This is a genomic window from Deinococcus radiopugnans ATCC 19172 (genome assembly GCF_006335125.1).
Taxonomy (GTDB): domain Bacteria; phylum Deinococcota; class Deinococci; order Deinococcales; family Deinococcaceae; genus Deinococcus; species Deinococcus radiopugnans.
In genome coordinates this window covers 239,134-257,090 of the sequence record NZ_VDMO01000003.1, presented here as the reverse complement: position 1 = coordinate 257,090, position 17,957 = coordinate 239,134, and the positions used below count along the sequence as shown (strand labels likewise).

Here is a 17,957-nt window from a genome sequence, read left to right as displayed (position 1 = left end):
AGCGAGCAGCGCGAAGAACAGGGCCCGGCGACGCTCGACGGCGCAGGTACTGGCTTCAAAGAGGCTCCAGAAATCTTCAGCGGAATGCTGGAGGGGTTGGGTAAAAGCAGACTGTTTGATCCTTTTACTGTAAACGATTTATTCGGAGTCCGTATTATACGGATTCCGATTGAATCGTTTGCAAAAACGATGAAATTCGAGCGGACGCGAGTAGGAAAGAATACGGGTTTCGCGTATGGATTAACCCATCGGCGCTTTCCCGATGGGTTAAGGAATTAAGCGGAATCCGTATAACCTTCAATCGGTGGCCTGCGCGTTTCTCTGGCCCGCACCCTTCACGCCACCCACCTCCACCGTGTGCGTCTGGCGGCCCAGCAGCGGGCGCTCGGGCAGCAGCAGGGCCGCCACGAAGGCCAGCGCCACCAGAATGGCCGAGACCAGGAACACCTCGTCGATGGCGCCCACCATGACGTTCCTCAGGGCCGCCGTGATCTGCGGGAGCAGTTCGGGCTGCCCCAGTTTCTCCAGCGCTCCGCCCAACTGCGCGCTGGCTTCCGGGCTGGTCAGCAGGTTGGGGCTGGCGATGGCCTCCTGCAAAGGAGCGGGCAGGGTTTTGGCGGCAGCGGGCAACTGCGCGCTCAGCTTGCCCGCCAGTTGCGCGTTGACCAGCGCGCCAAACAGGCTGACCGCCAGCGTGCCGCCAATTTGCCGGAAAAACTGGTTGCCGCTGGTGGCGCTGCCCAGTTTCTCGCGCGGCGAGGCGTTCTGCACCGCCAGGGTGAGCTGGCTGTTGACCGGCCCCAGGCCGATGCCCAGCAGCACCATGGTGCCCACCGCCAGCCACATCGGGGTGGTCAGGCTCAGGGTGGAGGCCAGCACCAGCGCCCCGGCGGCGACAAAGGCCCCGGCGACGATCAGTTTCTTGTAGCGCCCGGTGCGGCTCACGAGTTGCCCCGACAGCGTGCTGGTCAGGATCATGCCGCCCATCAGCGGGGCCAGGGCCAGACCGCTGCCCGACGCGCTGCTGCCCCGCACGCCCTGCATGTACAGCGGCAGGTACAGGATGGCGGCGTACATGCCCGCGCTGACCAGAAAGCCGGCCAGCGAGGCGGTGGCGATGCCCCTATCCTTCAGCAGGCCCAGATCCAGGATGGGCCGTTCCTGACGGCGGCTGTGGAAGGCGTAGCCCACGCCCAGCGCCAGCGCCCCGGCCAGCAGGCCCAGAATGGTGGCGCTCGTCCACGGGTACGTACCGCCGCCCCAGGACATCGCCAGCGTCAGGGTGGTGACCGCGCCCGCCAGCAGCGTGGCGCCCAGCGCGTCGAAGCTGCGGCCCGTACCGGGGGCGATGACCGGCTTGGGCAGCCGGAAGAACCGCCAGATAAAGTACGCCGCCAGCAGCGCGAAGGGCAGGTTCACGAAGAACACGCTGCGCCAGCCCAGATGATCGGTTAAAAAGCCGCCCACCAGTGGCCCCACCACGGAGCTTACGCCCCACACCGCGCCGGTGTAGCCCTGGTAGCGCCCGCGTTCAATCGGAGTAAACAGGTCAGCAATCGCCGTGAAGCTCATCGCCATCAACGCGCCGCCGCCAATCCCCTGCACCGCGCGCAGGACGATCAGCTGCTCCATGTTGTGCGCGAAGCCCAGGCCCACGCTGCCCAGCGCGAACACCGCGATGCCCAGCAGAATCAGCGGGCGGCGGCCCACCCGGTCACTGATGGTGCCCACCACCGGAATGGTGATGGTGGTGGCCAGCGAATACGCGGTAAACGCCCAGGCGTACAGGTGAAAGCCGCCCAGGTCACTGATCACGCGCGGCATGGCGCTGCCCACCACCGTCAGGTTCAGGCTGGACAGGAACAGCACGGTCAGGATGCCGACAAAGGCCATGATCTTGTCACGCTCATTCAGGCCGGAATGCGACTGGACGGCGGGACTCACGGGGGTGCTCATGCGCCCACCTCCTCGGAGAGTGAAACTTCGGCTCGCGCCTGTTCGGGCAGTGTTTCTTCAGGCAGTGCCTCTTCAGATATAGGCGCGTTCAGGGCGTCGTGAAACGCCCGCATGGCCTCCAGCGCCGCGTGAACACGCTGCGGCGGCAGGTGGCCGAAGTGCGAGGCGACGATCTGCTGCCCGGTCTGGCGGGTGCGGGCGCGGGTGGCCTCGCCCTGAGGGGTCAGCTGCAGCTGGAAGCAGCGCAAGTCGGCGGGGTCACTGACCCGCACCACCAGCCCCGCCGCCACCAGCTTGGACACGATGCGCGTCACGGTGGGGGCCGGCAGGCTCTGCCGGCTGGCAATGCGCCCTGGCGTCTGCGCGCCGTCCATGATCGAGGCCAGCACCAGCAGTTCCTTGGTGTTCAGGGCCAGTGCAGTTTCCAGCGGCTCGTCCAGCGCCTGCCGAAAGCGCCGCGACAGCCGCAGGGTCAGGCGGATCAGCTCGTACAGCTCGTCCGGGTGCGGTTCGGTGTGAGGAGAGGAAGGTAAACTCATTTCATCTGGAAGTATTTCAGATGGAAGGAGCCGGGGCAAGCGATTTCTGTTCCTGACCGGGGAACATGACGAAGGGCTAAAGGGCGGGCGTCAGGGCGACAGAATCTGGACTCCCTCCACCCCATCCAGTTGCTCAGTCAGCCACGCGCCGCGCGTGAGGTGCGCGTCCAGCACGGTGGGAAGCCACGGCAGACAATCATCCGGCAGGGCGCCAGGGGCAAACCAGCCGACTTCGGAGGTCTTGTCCAGCGGCGTCGGTTCTCCAATCCACTCGCGGGTCAGGAACAGAAAATCAGTGCCCTGCATGCCGTTAATGTCGAAGCGAGACACGCCTAGCGGTTTCAGCGCGGCCACCTCCACCCGTAGGCCCACTTCTTCCCCAGCCTCGCGCACGGCGGCGGCCATCAGCGCCTCGCCGCGTTCCACGCGTCCACCCGGCAGGCCCCACAGACCGTTCATGTAGCCCGTGCCGTCGCGGCGACCCAGCAGCACGCGCCCGGACTCGTCCTGCACGACGAGCCAGGCGATCAGGTAAAAGAGAGAGGTCATGGAGCAGTTTAGCCGCGTGGCAGCGGGGCAAACTCGGGTGGAGGCTCGCCGCCCTCGTCCTTGAGGGCCACGCCGCTGAGTTCCTTTCGCAACGCTTGACCAGTCAGATGCGCCAGCCGCCACGCCGCCACCCGCACATCCAGTCCCGCCGGACGGATGTTGGAGACGCAATTGCGGGCCGAGTCGCGGGTCTGGGGCTGCGGGTCAAAGGTCAGGTACGCGCCCAGACTGTCGGGGCTGCTCAGGCCGGGGCGTTCGCCGATCAGCACGAGTACGAGGCGTGCGCCCAGTGCCCGCGCGACCGGATCGCCCAGCGCCACCCGCGCCTGCCTTGCCAGCACGATGGGGCCGACGCTCAGGCCCGCGGCGCGCAGTTCAGGGAGCAGCCGCGCCAGCAACGGCCATACATACGTCAGCGCCCCCGCCGAGAGGCCGTCCGCCACGACGATCACGACATCGGACGGGGATTGTCCTTCCAACTCCGTCAGACCTTCAGGGGCCAGCGTGCGGCCCAGATCGGGGCGGCGCAGGTACTCGGCGCGGTCTGCGGCGCGGCTGTGGACGTGCAACACCGTCTCCCCGGCCGCCGTCAGAGCCTCAGCCAGCGCCCCAAAGTCGGCAGGCGCATGAACCGCGTCGCGGGCCGCCGCGTGCGCCGCGCCGAACTTCAAGAGCTCCCGCGTGGGCATGGAGGTGCCCGCCCGGCCCAGCGCAATCCGGGCGTCGGTGAATGCCTTCAGCGAGGCCCAGGGGGTCAGCTCCTCGGTCATCCGCCGGCCGCGCCCATCAGCGCCCTCAACTGCGCCCGGCCCGGCAGCGTCAGCCCTCCGTCCCGGCTGAGGCCCACGGTTTCCAGCCAGGCGGCGAATTCCGGCGCGGGCGGGCGGTCAAACAGGCGGCGCAGGTACCACGCGTCGTGGAAGCTCGTACTTTGATAATTCAGCATGATGTCGTCCGCCCCCGGCACGCCCATGATGAAGGTCACCCCTGCCGCGCCCAGCAGGGTCAGCAGGGTATCGGTGTCGTCGCCGTCGGCCTCGGCGTGGTTGGTGTAGCAGATGTCGCAGCCCATCGGCAGGCCCAGCAGCTTGCCGCAGAAATGATCCTCCAGCCCCGCACGGATGATCTGTTTGCCGTCGTAGAGGTACTCGGGGCCGATAAAGCCCACCACCGTATTGACCAGCAGCGGACGGTAGCGCCGCGCCACCGCGTAGGCGCGGGCCTCCAGCGTGCCCTGATCCACGCCGTGGTGGGCCTCTGCGGACAATGCGCTGCCCTGCCCCGTCTCGAAGTACATCACGTTGTCGCCGAAACCCCCGGCCAGTTCCTCGCCGCGCCGCAACTCCAGCGCCGCCGCATGCGCCGTGTCCAGCAGCGCCAGATCGATGCCGAAGCCGCTGTTGGCGTCCTGCGTGCCCGCCACGCTCTGGAACACCAGATCCACCGGGGCGCCGCGTGCCAGCGCCTCCAGCGTGTTGGTGACGTGGGTCAGCACGCAGCTCTGGGTGGGCACGCCGGTCTGCTGGCGGAAGTCGTCCAGCAGGTGCAGCAGGCCCACGCAACTGTCCACACTGTCCAGCGCGGGATTGATGCCGATCACCGCGTCGCCGCAGCCGAACATCAGGCCGTCCAGCGTGCTCGCCAGGATGCCGCGCGGATCGTCGGTGGGGTGGTTGGGTTGCAGGCGCGTGCCGAAGCGCCCCCGCAGCCCCAGCGTCGTGCGGAAGCGCGTCACCACCTCTACCTTGGAGGCCACCAACACCAGATCCTGCACGCGCATCAGTTTGCTGACGGCGGCCACCATTTCGGGGGTCAGGCCGGGGGCCAGGGCGGCCAGCGCGTCGGGCGTGGCCTCGTCGCCCAGCAGCCAGTCACGGAATTCGCCCACGCTCAGGCCAGAGACGGGGGCGAAGGCTGCCGCGTCCTGGCTGTCCACGATCAGGCGCGTGACCTCGTCGGCCTCGTAGGGAATCAGCAGTTCCTCCAAAAAGAGCCTCAGGGGAAGATCGGCCAGCACCTGCCGCGCCGCCTCGCGTTCCTGGGCGCTGCCCGCCGCGAGTCCCGCCAGCTCGTCGCCGGATTTGGGCGGGCTGGCGCAGGCCATGACTCCGCGCAAGTCGGGGAAGCTGAAGTGGCGGTGGCCCAGCGTCAGGTGGTACGTGGGCGGCTCCGGCATGGCGAAAGAGGCATGAATCAGTCTAGGCGAGGACGGGGGAGCGTGGCCGTCTGTCCCACGCTCCCTTCACCCCAATGAAGCTCCACCATGACCGTGGCCCCACTCCCCCCACCCCCAATTTCAGCCCTATGAATACGGAAACAACAAGGAGACAATGGCCGAACAATGAAGAAAATGAAACTGGTTCTGTCTCTGGCGACCGCTCTCCTGCTGACTTCGGCCCTGGCCACGGAAGCGGTGTCCGAGTCGAATCTGACTGGTCTTAAGCTTCCCAAAGGGGCCATCGAGGTGACCGATCAGAAGGCCATTGCGGATATGGCCGATTACATTGAGGAGGTGGCCGGGGGCATGGGGGGCAGCTGCGAGTACTCGGAGTTCCTGGTGTGGCTGGACAGCGATCCGAACGTGATCGCCGATGCACTGGGCAAGACCATCGTGGCGGCCAAATTCGAGATTAAAGACATCGACGCTGGCGAAATCTCCAAAGACAGCACCTACGAGGAGTTCTCGATGATCAGCAGCAAGGAAAAGTACGCCGCCGTCTGGGTGGACAGCCCCGACAGCGTGGTGCTGGGCTGGTGCAATGTCGTGAAGTGAGCCGGAGAGCCGTCTCTCAGCGCGCCACCGGAACGTGCCGCGCTTCTCTCGTCACTGTTCGTCGTCAGGCGGGGACAGCGTCAGATAGATGGGTCATACGGACTCCGATTGAAAGGTGTTGAAAACACCTGGAAATCCGAGCGAAGCGAGCAGGAGAAAAACGGGTTCCGGACGTGGAGTGTAGACATCGGCGCTGTCCCGATTTCTACACGAAACAAACGGAATCCGTATCAGATCAATAGAGGGTCAGGTTCTGACGCCTCGTCCCGCCGCTATTCCAGTGACCAGCACCACTCCGGTCATCGCCAGCAGGAAGATCAGCGGCACCTGCCAGTCGCCCGTCCAGTCGTGCAGCGCCCCGAAGATGAACGGCCCCGCCGCCGCCAGCGCGTAGCCGAAGCCCTGCGCCATCGCCGAGAGCTGCGGCACCTGTGCCACGCCGTCCGCCCGCACCGCGATAAACATCAGGGCCAGCGGAAACATGCTGCCCGCGCCCGCGCCCATCATGAACAGCCAGGGCAGCGGCGTCAGCGGCGACAGCAACAGGCCCGTGATGCCGGCCCCGCTGAGCAGCGCCGTGCCCACCGCTATCGGGACCAGCAATCGGGGCCGCGCCGCCAGCACCGGCACCGCCAGCGTAAAGGGCAGTTGCACCACGTTGGCAAAGGCCAGCAGCAAGCCCGCCTGCGCCGCCGTGAAGCCGTTGTCCTGCAAGACCTTGGGCAACCACGTCAGCCACGTGAAAAACACCAGCGACTGAAAGCCCATGTACAGCGTCACCGGCAGGGCGTAGGGGTTACGCCACACCGACGGCCCCGAACCCCGCAGCGGGCGGGCGTGGGTCTGCCGCCCGAAGACGGCGGGCAGCCACGCCAGCACGCCCAGCACGGCCAGCCCGATCCACACCCCCACCGACGAGCGCCACGCCCCGCCCAACGCGGTCATCAGCGGCACCGCCACCCCCGAGGCCAGCGCCGCGCCGCCCACCACCGCCAGCGAGTACAGCCCGGTCATCGGCCCCACCCGGTCTGCGTAGTCGCGCCGGATCAGGCTGGGCAGCAGCACGTTGTTCAGGGCGATGCCCGCGCCCACCAGCAGGGTGCCGAACAGGATGACCGGCAGCGTCGCCCCGATGCGCAGCACGCTGCCCAGACCGATCACAGCGGTGGCGAACAGAATGATGGTCTCGTTGCTGTAGCGGCGGCTCAGCAGCGGGGCGAGGGGGGCCAGCAGGCCCCAGCACAGCAGCGGCAGCGTGGTCAGCAGGCTCAGGGTGGCCGCACTGACCTGAAACTCGGCCTGAAACTGCGACAGCAGCGGCCCAAACCCGGCAATCGGAGGGCGCAGGTTCAGCGCCACCACGATCAACCCCAGGATCAGCAGCGGGGTGGCGGTGGGCTTGCGTCGTTGCGTGATCGGTGGGGTGGCGTCCGGCGTCTCGGGAGCGTCCAGCGACTCGGGGGCGGCGAGGTCAGGACGGCTCATGCCCTCAACCCTAGCGCGTCCATCCACCACTGCAACTTCGCCCATTGACCAACCGTGAAGGCCACCGCCCAGGGTGAGGCACGCTTGTCCCCGCGCCGCTCTGCTACCTTGGGCCTGCGTCACCGGGGGTGCCTGCCGTTTCCAGGCGGGCTGAGAAACACCCCAACGAACCTGATCCGGGTCATACCGGCGGAGGGAGCGTGACCGGCCAGCCCCGAAGACTTCGGCGGTTGGCCCCGCTTCCCCTCGTGACGCGAGGGGGCTTTTTTATGTTCGGAAACAGCATGCGTATACAAGGTATTTTGACGGCAGCTTTCCTTCTGACGGGCGTTGCTTCGGCCCAGACCACCCTGACGGTGATCACCCACGATTCCTTCGACGTGGACAAGAAGCTGGTGGCGTCCTTCGAGGCGGCCCACAACGCGCGGGTGCGCTTCGTGAAGGGCGGCGACGCCGGGGAACTCCTCAACCGACTGATCCTGACCCGCCGCGCCCCGCTGGCCGACGTGGTGTACGGCCTGGACAACAGCCTGATCAGCCGCGCCCGCAGCGCCGATCTGTTGCAGGCCTACAAGTCGCCCGCGCTCTCCAGGGTGGCCCCGGCCTACCGCCTGGACGACGCGGGATTGCTGAACACCGTGGATTACGGCTTCGTGGCCCTCAACTATGACCGCGCGTATTTCCAGAAGGCGGGGCTGGCCCTGCCGAAATCGCTGGATGATCTGAAGACCCCGCCCTACGCCAAGTTGACCGTGGTGTCCAGCCCGGCCACCAGCAGCCCCGGCCTGGCCTTTCTGCTGGCGACGGTCAACCACTACGGTGAGGCGGGCGCGTGGCAGTGGTGGCGGGAGGCCCGCCTGAACGGCCTGAAGGTCACGCGCGGCTGGAGCGACGCCTACAACAAGGAGTTCACGCGCAACGGCGGCAAGTACCCCATCGTGCTGTCGTACGCCAGCAGCCCCGCCGCCGAGGTGTTCTACGCCGACAACTACGACGCCAAGAAACTGCCCGCCCAGGCCCCCACCGCCAACCTGTTCCTGCCCGGCAGCACCTGGCTGCAACTGGAGGGGGTGGGCATCCTGAAGGGGGCCAGGCAGCCGGCCCTGGCCCGCAAATTCGTGGATTTCATGCTGGGCGCGGGCGTGCAGGCCGACATCCCCACCCGCATGTGGATCTACCCGGCGGTGGGCGGCACCCCACTCGATCCGGTGTTCAAGTTCGCCACCCAGCCGCAGCTGTCCGCCGTCAAACCCGGCCTGACCGCCAATCCGCAGCGGCTGGTGGACACCTGGGTCACGCAGGTGCTGCGGGCACGCTAGTCGGAAAACCGCACGCCATCAAAGACCCCCTCTGTCGCAGGAGGGGGGTTTTGATGGCGTGTCGCGGTGCGAGGGGTGATCAGCGTTTCGTCGGCACCCGCAGGCTGATGTAGTAGATCCCGAACAGGCCCACCAGCACCCAGCCCACCTGCCCCACCAGCACCGGAATGCGGCCCAGGCTGAAGCCCACGGCCACGGCGATGCAGAGACAGGCGATCCACTTGGCGCGCAGCGGCATGCCCTTGCCGTCGCGGTAGTCGCGCACCAGCTGCCCCACCACCGGGCGCGACAGCAGCCACGCCTCCCAGCGCGGATCGCCACGCGCGAAGCTGGCGGCGGCCAGCACGAACCACACGGTTCCCGGAAAGCCGGGCAGCACCAGCCCCACGAAACCAATCGCGCACAGCACGAAGCCCAGCGCCACCCACAGCGGTTTGACCGGGCGGGCTGGGGCCTGGGGGGAGGAGGAGGTGGAGGCGGGCGGCGTCACAGCCCCCAGGGTAGTCCATCAGGCGGCGTTTTTCCGGGCCAATGGTCACCTATCATCGGGCCGGATGGTCCCACCCATGAACACCGAGCCTGCCGCCCACTTCACCCGCCACGGCCTGAGCGTGTCGGGCCTGCGCCGTGCGGACACCGGGTTTTCCAACGAGGTCTGGCTGACCGACGCGTCGGTCCTGCGCCTCGGCGCTGGCACGGACCATGCGCGGGAAGCGGCTCTTGCCCTGGGCGCACTGGCAGCGGGCGTCCGGACCGCCAGACCGCTGTTCTGGGGGCCGGGCTACAGCCTGTGGGAGCGGCTGCCCGGCGGGATGCTGACACCCTCTCAGCTCACACCTGTTTTCTGGAATGCCGTGCTGGACGATCTGGAACGGCTGCAGGCCACGCGCCATCCGAAGAGCCGACGCCCCGGCCCTCGAAGTGGTGGGTGGGCGATCCTGAAATGCCGGAAGTGAGAAATGCGGACTGGACGCCTGCCGAGAGGGCAGCGCTGCTGAGGGCGTTGTCCACGCCCTACCCGCTGACCGCGCCCGTGTTCGTTCATGGTGACGTGTACCGCCACAACCTGCTGGCCGACGCGGCGGGCCGTTACGCCGGGGTGCTGGACTGGGGCAATGCGGGCTGGGCCACCCTGGAACACGAATGCGCCGTGCTGGACGACTTGGAACCCGCGCTGGTCCGCTGGGGCGGGCGACTGGATACGGGGTTGCTGTGGCGACTGCGCCTGGAACTGCTGCTGAAGGTCTGCGGGGCGGGCCGTATTTCCCCCAACGCCGTGCGGAAGGTGTTGCAACACTGCACATGATCGTGTGCAGGAAAGACCATAAGCAGTAGGAAGCACCACCACCCCCAACGACGCCTCATGACGGGGAAGGCCCGAACTCGCTAAACTGACTCTCCATTACAATCCTTCGCCTCTCTCCCCTGTTCACCCGGAGTTGCCATGACCATGAAGTTTCTGCAAAGCGGCGCACTGCTGCTCGGCCTGACCGCGCTGCTGGCTGCCTGCAATCCCCCCGACACCACGCCGCCCCCACCCACGTATGCCTGCCCGGTAGGCGCCGAGATCACGACGATTTCCAGCATTCAGGGCACTGGGGCAGCCAGCCCGCTGGTAGACAAGGTGGTCACCCTGCGCGGCGTGGTTACGCAGGACGCCCAGGCGGGGCTGAGCGGCTTTTTCGTACAGGACGTAACGCCGGACAATGACCCCATGACCAGCGAGGGCCTGTTCGTGTACACCGCCGACAAGCCGCAGACCGTCAAGGTGGGCGAGGTGCTGGAGATCAGCGGCACGGTCAAGGAGTTCTTCAACTCCACACAGCTCGACACCGTCACCACCGTGACCTCCTGCGGCGAGACGACGCTGCCCGCTCCCGCCAAACTGACCTACCCGCTGTCCTCGCCGGACGCGCTGGAAAGTGTGGAGGGCATGCTGGTGACGGTCACCACTCCCATGACCGTGACCAACACCTTTACCCTGGGCCGCTACGGCGAACTGGGCCTGTCCAGCGGCGGACGGCTGTTCAATCCCACCAACGGCAACGAGCCCGGCGGCAGCGTCGCCAAGAACATGCTTCGGACTCTGGTGCTGGATGACGGCAGCAGCAAACAGAACCCGCCCACCATTCCCTACCTGAACGCGGACAAGACGCGCCGCGCCGGGGACACCGTGACCGGGCTGGAAGGCGTCATGCACTACGCCAACAACGCCTTCAAACTGGAACCCACCAAGGCGCCGGTCTTTGCCAACACCAACCCGCGCACCGCCGCGCCCAAGTCGGTGGGCAACAGCACCCTGAAGGTGGCGGGCGCGAACGTCCTGAACTACTTCACCACGCTGGACGACGGCAAGAACAATGCGCGCGGCGCGGACAGTCCGCTTGAATTCGAGCGTCAGAAGGCCAAGATCGTCTCGGAACTGCGTGCCCTGGACGCCGACGTGATCACCCTGATGGAGATCGAGAACAACGGCGAGACGGCTCTGGACGATCTGGTGGCCGCGCTGAACGCCGCCGAGGGCAAGACCGCCTACGCCAGCGTCAAGACCGGCACGGTAGGCACTGACGCCATCCGCGTGGCGATCATCTACCGTCCGGGCCGCGTGGAGACGGTGGGCGGCCCGCGCATCGACGACAACCCCGTCTTCGATCAGGCCCGTCGTCCCGTCGCGCAAACCTTCCGTGACCTGGGGAAGAAGGGCGTGTTCACGGTGGTCGCCAACCACTTCAAGAGCAAGGGCAGCTGCCCCAAAACCGGCGACGTGGACACCGGCCAGGGCTGCTGGAACATGCTGCGCGTCGATCAGGCCAAGGCGCTGCTGACCTTCGCCGACAAGCTCAAGGCCACCGATCCCGACGTGCTGCTGATGGGCGACCTGAACTCCTACGGTGAGGAAGACCCGATCAAGGCGCTGGAGGCAGGCGGCTTCGACAGCCTCAACAAGCGTATTCCGGAAGAGGACCGTTACTCCTATCAGTTTGACGGCCTGTTCGGGTACCTCGACCACGCCCTGTCCAGCCCCAGCCTCAGCACGCAGGTCACCGGCATCACCGAGTGGCATATCAACGCCGACGAACCGGTCGTGCTGGACTACAATGTGGAGTTCAAGACCCCGGCCCAGATCACCGATCTGTATGCCCCCACTCCCTACCGCAGCAGTGACCATGACCCGGTGGTGGTGGGCCTGGACCTGAAGCCGGACGGCGAAGTCACAATCCCGCTGACTGTGGGCGTCACGGGACCGACCACCGCCACCGTGGGCCAGGTCTACACCATCAATGTGACCACGGGCGGGAACCCCACCACTCTGGTGGCCGACTGGGGTGACGGCGGCGGCTTCGAGCGCCTGATTCCCATTGCCCCCAGCGGCCCGCACATTCACACGTACAAGAAGACCGGAAGCTTCACCATCACCGTGAAGGCCGGACGCGACAGCGACAAGGAAACCGAGACGGCCACCCTGAACGTCAAGGTTCAGGACCCTGCCAATCCCTAAGTTGGTGGACTGGTCATCAGTCAGATATACGGCGGCGGCGGCAACGGCAAGGATGACACCGAGGCTCCATTCAAGAACGACTTCGTTGAACTGTTCAACGCCGGGAAGGTGGCCGTTAGCACAGCGGGCAAGAGCTTGCAGTACGCCTCCAAGACCGGCGCGTTCACGAATGTCTTTGCGCTGCCCACGGCCACCATCGAGCCGGGAGCGTACTACCTGATCGAACTCGCCAAGGGCGCGGCTGGTAAGGCGGAGCTGCCCACGCCCGACGCCACCGGTACGCTGGCCCTCTCGGGCAGTGACGGCAAAGTCGCCCTCGTCGGCAACATCGAGGGCGCCACTGGCCTGAGCGACACGGACGTTCTGGACTTCGTGGGCTACGGTGCGGCCAATGAGGTCGAGGGCGGTGCCTCGACACCCGCGCTGAGCAGCACGACGGCGGCCCTGCGTGCGGCGGGCGGCTGCACCGACACCAACAACAACGGCGCGGACTTCACGGCGGCGGCCCCCGCCCCGCGCAACAGCGCCACGGCCAAAAACGTCTGCCCCTGAGCTGACTTCAGGCTGGACCGAACTCTGACCAGATTCCCGAATCGCCCCAGCGCGGTTCGGGTTTTTTTGCTGTCGCACTCCCCGCCGTCCGCATTGGAAGCTTTCGCCTGCGCCCTTTTCCGTCATGCGCTAGACTTGAGGGCGTGTTTTTCTTTGTGGTAGGTGCCAGGGTCCTGTGGGCTGCGCGGCAGGTGAGGGCGTGAAGCTCAGTCGCCTGCCCCCAGGCTTCGGACTGGATACGGCGGCCCAGGGGCTGGCACTGCGGCAGGAAGCCGTGCAGAACGTGCGGCGCGAATGGACCGATGCGGGCTGGCGGGCGCAGGGCACCGTGACCGAGAACGGCGTGGCCTACGAGGCGTCGGTGGAGCTGCTGCCGCCGCCGGAACAGCAACTGCGCGCGTCGTCGTGCACCTGCGGGCGCTACCGCTGCCGCCACGTCGCCGCGCTGGTGCTGGCGACGGACCCGCCGGACGGCCCCCGGCCCGCCGTCACGCCCGCCGCCGCCACGCCCCCGACCGAGGAAGCCCTGGACGCCCGCACCCAGCAGTGGCTGGCCGGCTTCGGCACGCCGGGACGCAGTACCTCGCGAGGGCGGCAGTTCGAACTGCGCTACGTGTTGCGCCTGCTGCCGCCGGCCAACGGCACATCCGCGGCCCGGCGGGTGGCGCTGCGGCTGATGCGGCTGCCGGTGCGCGGCGAGGTTCCTGACCTGCGGGCCGCCGAGACCTACGCCGTGCCGCGCAGCCTGTCGACCGCCCCCGCCTTCGTGCGCCGCGACGCGGACCTGCTGAGGTTGCTGGACCTGGCCACCACCCCTGCCCGCGAACCGGGCCGCTACGCCGAGGAGCTGCATGCGCTCGGCAGCCATCCGGCGGGCGACCTGCTGATCGAGTCGTTGCTGGACAGCGGACGGCTGTGCTGGGACCGGCCCGAACGTCCCCTGACGCGCGGTCCCGAACTGCGCGGCACCCTGAGCTGGACCTCCGACGAGCGGGGGGCGCAGTCGCCGTCGCTGGAGATTGCCGACGTGCCCGACGCGGCGCTGCTGCCCACCCCCAAACCCTGGGCGGTGCAGCCCGCCGCCGGCCTGCTGTCGCGGGTGGTGGCCGACGCCACACCGGAACAGACTGCCCGCTTTCTGTCCGGCCCCACGCTGCAGCCGTCACAGGCCACGGCGCTGGCGCACGCCATCACCGCTTCAGGCCTGGGCCTGCCGATTCCGCAAACGGTCCGGGTGCGCGAGGAAGCCCTGCCCTACACGCCGCAGCTGCACCTGATGGGCCGCATGGGAACCGTGCTCGTCCCGGACCGCTGGATGATGCGTGAGGAGCAGCAGACCCTGGCGGTGGCCGAGCTGAGGCACGCCTACGGCGGCCTGCTGGTCCCGGACGCCCCGGCCAGCGGGCTGACCGACGTGCCCAACCCCACGGTCTACCGCGACGGCGTGCTGACCCGCATTCCGCGTGACCGCGCCCAGGAAATGCAGGCCGTGCAGGCCCTGGACCGGGCCGGTTTCAGCACGGTGGCCGAGACCTTCGACGACTACACCGTGCCCGCCGAATTGCAGGACCTGCTGACCCTGGGCGACGAGGAGTCCTGGATGGACTTTATGCGCGTGGGGCGCGAGGACCTGGAGGAGCAGGGCTTTACCCTGCACATCCACCCGGATTTTCCCCTGAATTTCGCCGAGATCAGCGACTGGTACGGCGAGGCCGACGACTCTTTCGGCGGCTGGTTCACGCTGGACCTCGGGATCGTGGTGGACGGCGAGCGCGTCAGCCTGATTCCGGTGCTGGCAGACCTGATCGCCCGCCAGCCCGAACTGTTCTCGCCCGAAGCGCTGGCCGCGCTGGAGGATGACGAGACCCTGTTTGCCGCGCTGGGCGATGGCCGCCGCGTGGCCCTGCCTGCCGGACGAATCCGCGCGATTCTGGGCGTGCTGGTGGAGCTGAATCTGCGTGACCTGCCCGCTGGCCCGCTGCGCCTGCCGCTGCTGGACGCCGCCCGACTGGCCGAACTGGAAGGTGCCCTCAAGGCCCGCTGGGTGGGAGCGGAACGTCTGCTGGAGCTGGGGCGCAAGCTGCGCGACTTCGGCGGCATCCAGCCGGTCGAGCCGCCCGCTGGCCTGAACGCCGAACTGCGCCCGTACCAGTTGCAGGGCCTGGCGTGGCTGCAATTCCTGCGCGAGTACGAGCTGGGCGGGATTCTGGCCGACGACATGGGCCTGGGCAAGACGGTCCAGACGTTGGCCCACCTCCTGACCGAGAAGAACGCGGGCCGCGCCGACCGGCCCAGCTTGGTGATCGCCCCCACGTCCGTGATCGGCAACTGGCAGGCCGAGGCCGCCAAGTTCGCGCCGGGCCTGAAGGTCCTGACCCTGCACGGTAAGGAGCGGCGCGACCTGTTCGGCGAGATTGGGGACCATGACCTGATCCTCAGCACCTACCCGCTGCTGCCGCGCGATCTGGACGAGCTGCGGCAGTTTGGGTACCACCTGCTGATTCTGGACGAGGCGCAGAACATCAAGAACAACAAGACGGCGGCGGCCAAGGCGGCCGGCAGCCTGGACGCGCGGCACCGGTTGTGCCTGACCGGCACGCCGCTGGAAAACCACCTGGGCGAGCTGTGGTCCCAGTTCAATTTCCTGTCGCCGGGCCTGCTGCACGACGAGAAGACCTTCCGTGAGCTGTACCGCACGCCCATCGAGAAACGTGGGGACGCCTCGCGCCGCGCCGCGCTGGCCGCCCGCGTGCGCCCGTTCATCCTGCGCCGCGAGAAGCGCGACGTGGCCCGCGAATTGCCGCCCAAGACCGAGATTCCGGTGCGCGTGACGCTGGACGGCGATCAGCGTGACCTGTACGAGACCGTGCGCGTGACCATGGAAAGCCGCGTGCGCGAGGAGTTGCAGGCGCGTGGCCTGGCCCGCAGCACCATTGCCATCCTCGACGCCCTGCTGAAGCTGCGGCAGGCGGTCACGGACCCGCGTCTGGTCAAGCTGGAGGCCGCCCGCAAGGTGGAAGGCAACGCCAAGTTCGACTGGCTTCAGGGCAACCTGCCGCAGATGATCGAGGAGGGCCGCCGGGTGCTGATCTTCAGCGGCTTCGCCACGCTGCTGGGCCATCTGGAAACGTGGATCAAAGCACAGGGCATCCCGTACTCGATGATCACCGGCCAGACCCAGGACCGCCAGTCCCAGATCGACGCCTTCCAGCGCGGCGACACGCACGTCTTCCTGATTACTCTCAAGGCCGGGGGCGTGGGCCTGAACCTCACCGCTGCCGACACGGTGATCCATTACGACCCGTGGTGGAACCCCGCCGCCGAGGATCAGGCCACGGACCGCGCCTACCGGATTGGACAGGACAAGCCGGTGTTCGTGTACAAGCTGATCGCGGCGGGCAGCGTGGAGGAACGCATTCTGGAGTTGCAGGCCCGCAAGGCCAGTCTGGCGCGCGGCATTCTGGACGGCGGCCTGAGCGAGGCGACAAAGCTCACGTCCCACGATCTGGACCGTCTGTTCGCCCCGCTGGAAAACGAGGAGGAGGAGGAAGGGGTGGAGGCTTGAAGTGGGGCCTATGTGTACAGATGACAGGCTTCGAACAACCGGACGCCGCTGGACACTCCGCCTGAGCTGCGCGCAGCCGCCAGCCTGACGGATCAACGCATGTGGTTCATGTCGCCCATCTGCGGCGCGGGCAACGGTTTGGCCCCTCGCTCTTCAAGCAGAGCAGTCATGCTTCTGATCTCGGCGCCCTGGCTGGCCTCGATCTGCCGCGCCAGCGCCTGCACCTCGGGGCGCACGCCCGCGCCCAGGGCGGGCCTCGCCATCAGCAGCGCTCCCTGGTGGTGACGGGTCATCAGTTGCAGGAAGGTAATCTCGGCCTGGGCGGGGGGCAGGGTCTCCAGGCGGGCCACCTGCTGCGGGGTGGCCATGCCCATACTGCGGGCGTGCTCACTGGACATGCCCGGCCCCGCCCAGGGCCGCTTCCACAGGGTCAGCCAGCCGTGCATCTGCCCGATCTGCTCCTGCTGAGACAGCATGATGTCCAGCGCCAGGGTCCGGACGGCAGGATCGCGGCCGCGTTCGCGGATGCGGGTGGCCAGGTCCACCGCCTGCGCGTGGTGCTGGATCATCTCGCGCACGAAGCGGACCTCGGTGCTGCCCTCGGCGGGGCCGGTTCCCCCGGTCAGGGTCACGCGCGGCAGCAGCAGTCCGGCCAGTCCCAGCGCCAGCAGGACCAGAACGGCGGGCAGGATCAGACGGCGACCTGGGTCTCGTGGAGCAGTGGGGCGGGCCATGCCGGGCAGTATAGGAACCCTCTCTGAGCGCGGCTCTCTTCCGTACACTGAGGGCGATGCCCGACGAAGCAAAACCCCTGCGCGTGCCGCACGGCGCGTTCCACCAGTCCCGATGGCCGCACGGGGCGGCTTGACCCGGCTCGGCGTGGGCCGCGGCACCCTGCGCCTCCGGTCCGGCGGGCCGACTGCGTTGGGCGGTGTGCCGGGCGGGGCGGCCATCGGCGCGGCGCTGGGCACGCTGGCCGCCTTTCTGGGCGAGGTCCGTGCCCCGGAAAGCCTGCTGCTCCTGCTGACCGTGGCTGGAGGCCTGGCCGGCGCCTTTCCCTTGGGCCGCCGCGTCCTGCACTGGGGCGCTGGACTGCTGTCGCTGCTGCTGGCCCTGTGCCTGCTGACCCCCGTGCTGCGGGGACCACTGAATGCCCTGAGCCTGGAGCAGCGGCCGCAGACTGCCGACGCCATTGTGATTCTGGGCGGCGGCGTGCAGTGCGGCACGCGCGGGCTGGCCGCCAGCAGTCAGACGCGCCTGCTGGCGGGCCTGGAACTGTGGCGGGCCGGGTACGCGCCCGTCGTGACCGTTTCCGAGCAGTCTGACCTATTCTCGGCCACCTGCCCCAAGATGAGCGTCATCGAGCGTGAGAAGATTCGGAAGCTGTACCCACAACACGGTCCACAAGTCTTGACCCTGCGCAACGTCACCACCACCCGCGATGAGGCGGCCCGCGTGCGCGATCTGGCACAACAAAGAAACTGGACACGGGTTCTTCTGGTGACCAGTCCCAGCCACTCGCGCCGCGCGGCGGGGATGTTCGCCGCCCAGTTGGACGCCAGGGGCGTGAGTGTGATCAGCGTCCCAGCCCCCGAAACGCGCTTCGACGCCACGCTGCCGCTGCCTTCAGACCGGCTATACGCCCTGCAGGTGGTGCTGTACGAGTGGCTGTCACGCGCCAAGCAGGGCGTGGGCGGTACGCCGGAGCGGTAACACACAG

Annotated in this window: 17 protein-coding genes and 1 riboswitch; of the genes, 9 read left to right on the top strand and 8 right to left on the bottom strand. The window is 67.7% G+C overall.

Annotated elements, in window-relative coordinates; translation table 11 throughout:
- Positions 1–279, top strand: a 279-nt coding sequence (locus tag FHR04_RS20865; RefSeq protein WP_170213848.1) for a hypothetical protein, incomplete at its 5' end; no start/stop codon positions are given.
- An 18-nt stretch (positions 280–297) separates the two neighbouring features.
- Here the strand turns inward: FHR04_RS20865 and FHR04_RS04240 are convergent.
- The 5 genes from FHR04_RS04240 to FHR04_RS04220 all read right to left on the bottom strand — a co-directional run bounded on the left by FHR04_RS04240 (position 298) and on the right by FHR04_RS04220 (position 5,220).
- The gene (locus tag FHR04_RS04240; protein WP_139401029.1) at positions 298–1,956 is read right to left on the bottom strand and encodes an MDR family MFS transporter; all 1,659 of its coding nucleotides are present in this window, start codon (positions 1,954–1,956) and stop codon (positions 298–300) included.
- Entirely contained in the window at positions 1,953–2,495 is a 543-nt protein-coding gene (locus FHR04_RS04235) for a MarR family winged helix-turn-helix transcriptional regulator (protein ID WP_139401028.1), read from the bottom strand. Before FHR04_RS04235 ends, FHR04_RS04240 begins: the two co-directional genes overlap by 4 nt.
- Positions 2,496–2,585: 90 nt before the next feature.
- Entirely contained in the window at positions 2,586–3,044 is a 459-nt protein-coding gene (locus tag FHR04_RS04230; protein ID WP_139401027.1) for an NUDIX domain-containing protein, read from the bottom strand.
- A gap of 8 nt (positions 3,045–3,052) precedes the next feature.
- On the bottom strand, positions 3,053–3,814 hold the full coding sequence (gene eutC / locus FHR04_RS04225; protein ID WP_139401026.1) for an ethanolamine ammonia-lyase subunit EutC: 762 nt from the start codon (positions 3,812–3,814) through the stop codon (positions 3,053–3,055).
- Entirely contained in the window at positions 3,811–5,220 is a 1,410-nt protein-coding gene (locus FHR04_RS04220) for an ethanolamine ammonia-lyase subunit EutB (protein ID WP_139401024.1), read from the bottom strand. Before FHR04_RS04220 ends, eutC begins: the two co-directional genes overlap by 4 nt.
- 174 nt (positions 5,221–5,394) lie before the next feature.
- On the opposite strand from FHR04_RS04220, the gene FHR04_RS04215 reads away from it, so the two are divergent.
- Positions 5,395–5,817: a hypothetical protein gene (locus FHR04_RS04215; RefSeq protein WP_139401023.1), complete on the top strand. Its 423-nt coding sequence runs from the start codon at positions 5,395–5,397 to the stop codon at positions 5,815–5,817.
- A 246-nt stretch (positions 5,818–6,063) separates the two neighbouring features.
- Here FHR04_RS04215 and FHR04_RS04210 read toward each other — a convergent pair whose 3' ends face one another.
- Entirely contained in the window at positions 6,064–7,302 is a 1,239-nt protein-coding gene (locus FHR04_RS04210; RefSeq protein WP_139401022.1) for a CynX/NimT family MFS transporter, read from the bottom strand.
- Positions 7,303–7,416: 114 nt separating this feature from the next.
- Positions 7,417–7,518, top strand: a riboswitch (TPP riboswitch).
- 68 nt (positions 7,519–7,586) lie between these two features.
- On the opposite strand from FHR04_RS04210, the gene FHR04_RS04205 reads away from it, so the two are divergent.
- Positions 7,587–8,621, top strand: a complete 1,035-nt coding sequence (locus FHR04_RS04205) for a thiamine ABC transporter substrate-binding protein (RefSeq protein ID WP_170213847.1) — start codon at positions 7,587–7,589, stop codon at positions 8,619–8,621.
- A 79-nt stretch (positions 8,622–8,700) separates the two neighbouring features.
- Here the strand turns inward: FHR04_RS04205 and FHR04_RS04200 are convergent, their stop codons facing one another.
- Positions 8,701–9,111 (bottom strand): YbaN family protein, encoded by a 411-nt coding sequence (locus tag FHR04_RS04200; RefSeq protein ID WP_249038970.1) that lies wholly within the window; start codon positions 9,109–9,111, stop codon positions 8,701–8,703.
- Between the two features lie 64 nt (positions 9,112–9,175).
- Here FHR04_RS04200 and FHR04_RS04195 point away from each other — a divergent pair, with 64 nt between their 5' ends.
- The 5 genes from FHR04_RS04195 to FHR04_RS04175 all read left to right on the top strand — a co-directional run bounded on the left by FHR04_RS04195 (position 9,176) and on the right by FHR04_RS04175 (position 16,237).
- Positions 9,176–9,577 carry a hypothetical protein gene (locus tag FHR04_RS04195; protein ID WP_139401020.1) on the top strand — a complete coding sequence of 134 codons (402 nt, stop codon included), beginning with the start codon at positions 9,176–9,178 and terminating at the stop codon, positions 9,575–9,577.
- On the top strand, positions 9,565–9,927 hold the full coding sequence (locus FHR04_RS04190) for a phosphotransferase (protein ID WP_170213846.1): 363 nt from the start codon (positions 9,565–9,567) through the stop codon (positions 9,925–9,927). The genes FHR04_RS04195 and FHR04_RS04190 overlap by 13 nt, the downstream gene beginning before the upstream one ends.
- A gap of 138 nt (positions 9,928–10,065) precedes the next feature.
- The gene (locus FHR04_RS04185; protein WP_139401018.1) at positions 10,066–12,120 is read left to right on the top strand and encodes an ExeM/NucH family extracellular endonuclease; all 2,055 of its coding nucleotides are present in this window, start codon (positions 10,066–10,068) and stop codon (positions 12,118–12,120) included.
- A gap of 9 nt (positions 12,121–12,129) precedes the next feature.
- Positions 12,130–12,672, top strand: a complete 543-nt coding sequence (locus FHR04_RS04180; protein ID WP_139401017.1) for a lamin tail domain-containing protein — start codon at positions 12,130–12,132, stop codon at positions 12,670–12,672.
- A gap of 199 nt (positions 12,673–12,871) precedes the next feature.
- Complete coding sequence (locus tag FHR04_RS04175; RefSeq protein WP_139401016.1) at positions 12,872–16,237, top strand: DEAD/DEAH box helicase; 3,366 nt, start codon at positions 12,872–12,874, stop codon at positions 16,235–16,237.
- A gap of 92 nt (positions 16,238–16,329) precedes the next feature.
- Here the strand turns inward: FHR04_RS04175 and FHR04_RS04170 are convergent, their stop codons facing one another.
- Entirely contained in the window at positions 16,330–16,971 is a 642-nt protein-coding gene (locus FHR04_RS04170; protein ID WP_139401015.1) for a DUF305 domain-containing protein, read from the bottom strand.
- A gap of 130 nt (positions 16,972–17,101) precedes the next feature.
- Between FHR04_RS04170 and FHR04_RS04165 the strand changes: the two genes are divergently transcribed.
- A complete protein-coding gene (locus FHR04_RS04165) occupies positions 17,102–17,950 on the top strand; it encodes a YdcF family protein (RefSeq protein WP_311734699.1) in 849 nt (282 codons plus the stop codon).
- Positions 17,951–17,957: the final 7 nt, after the last annotated feature.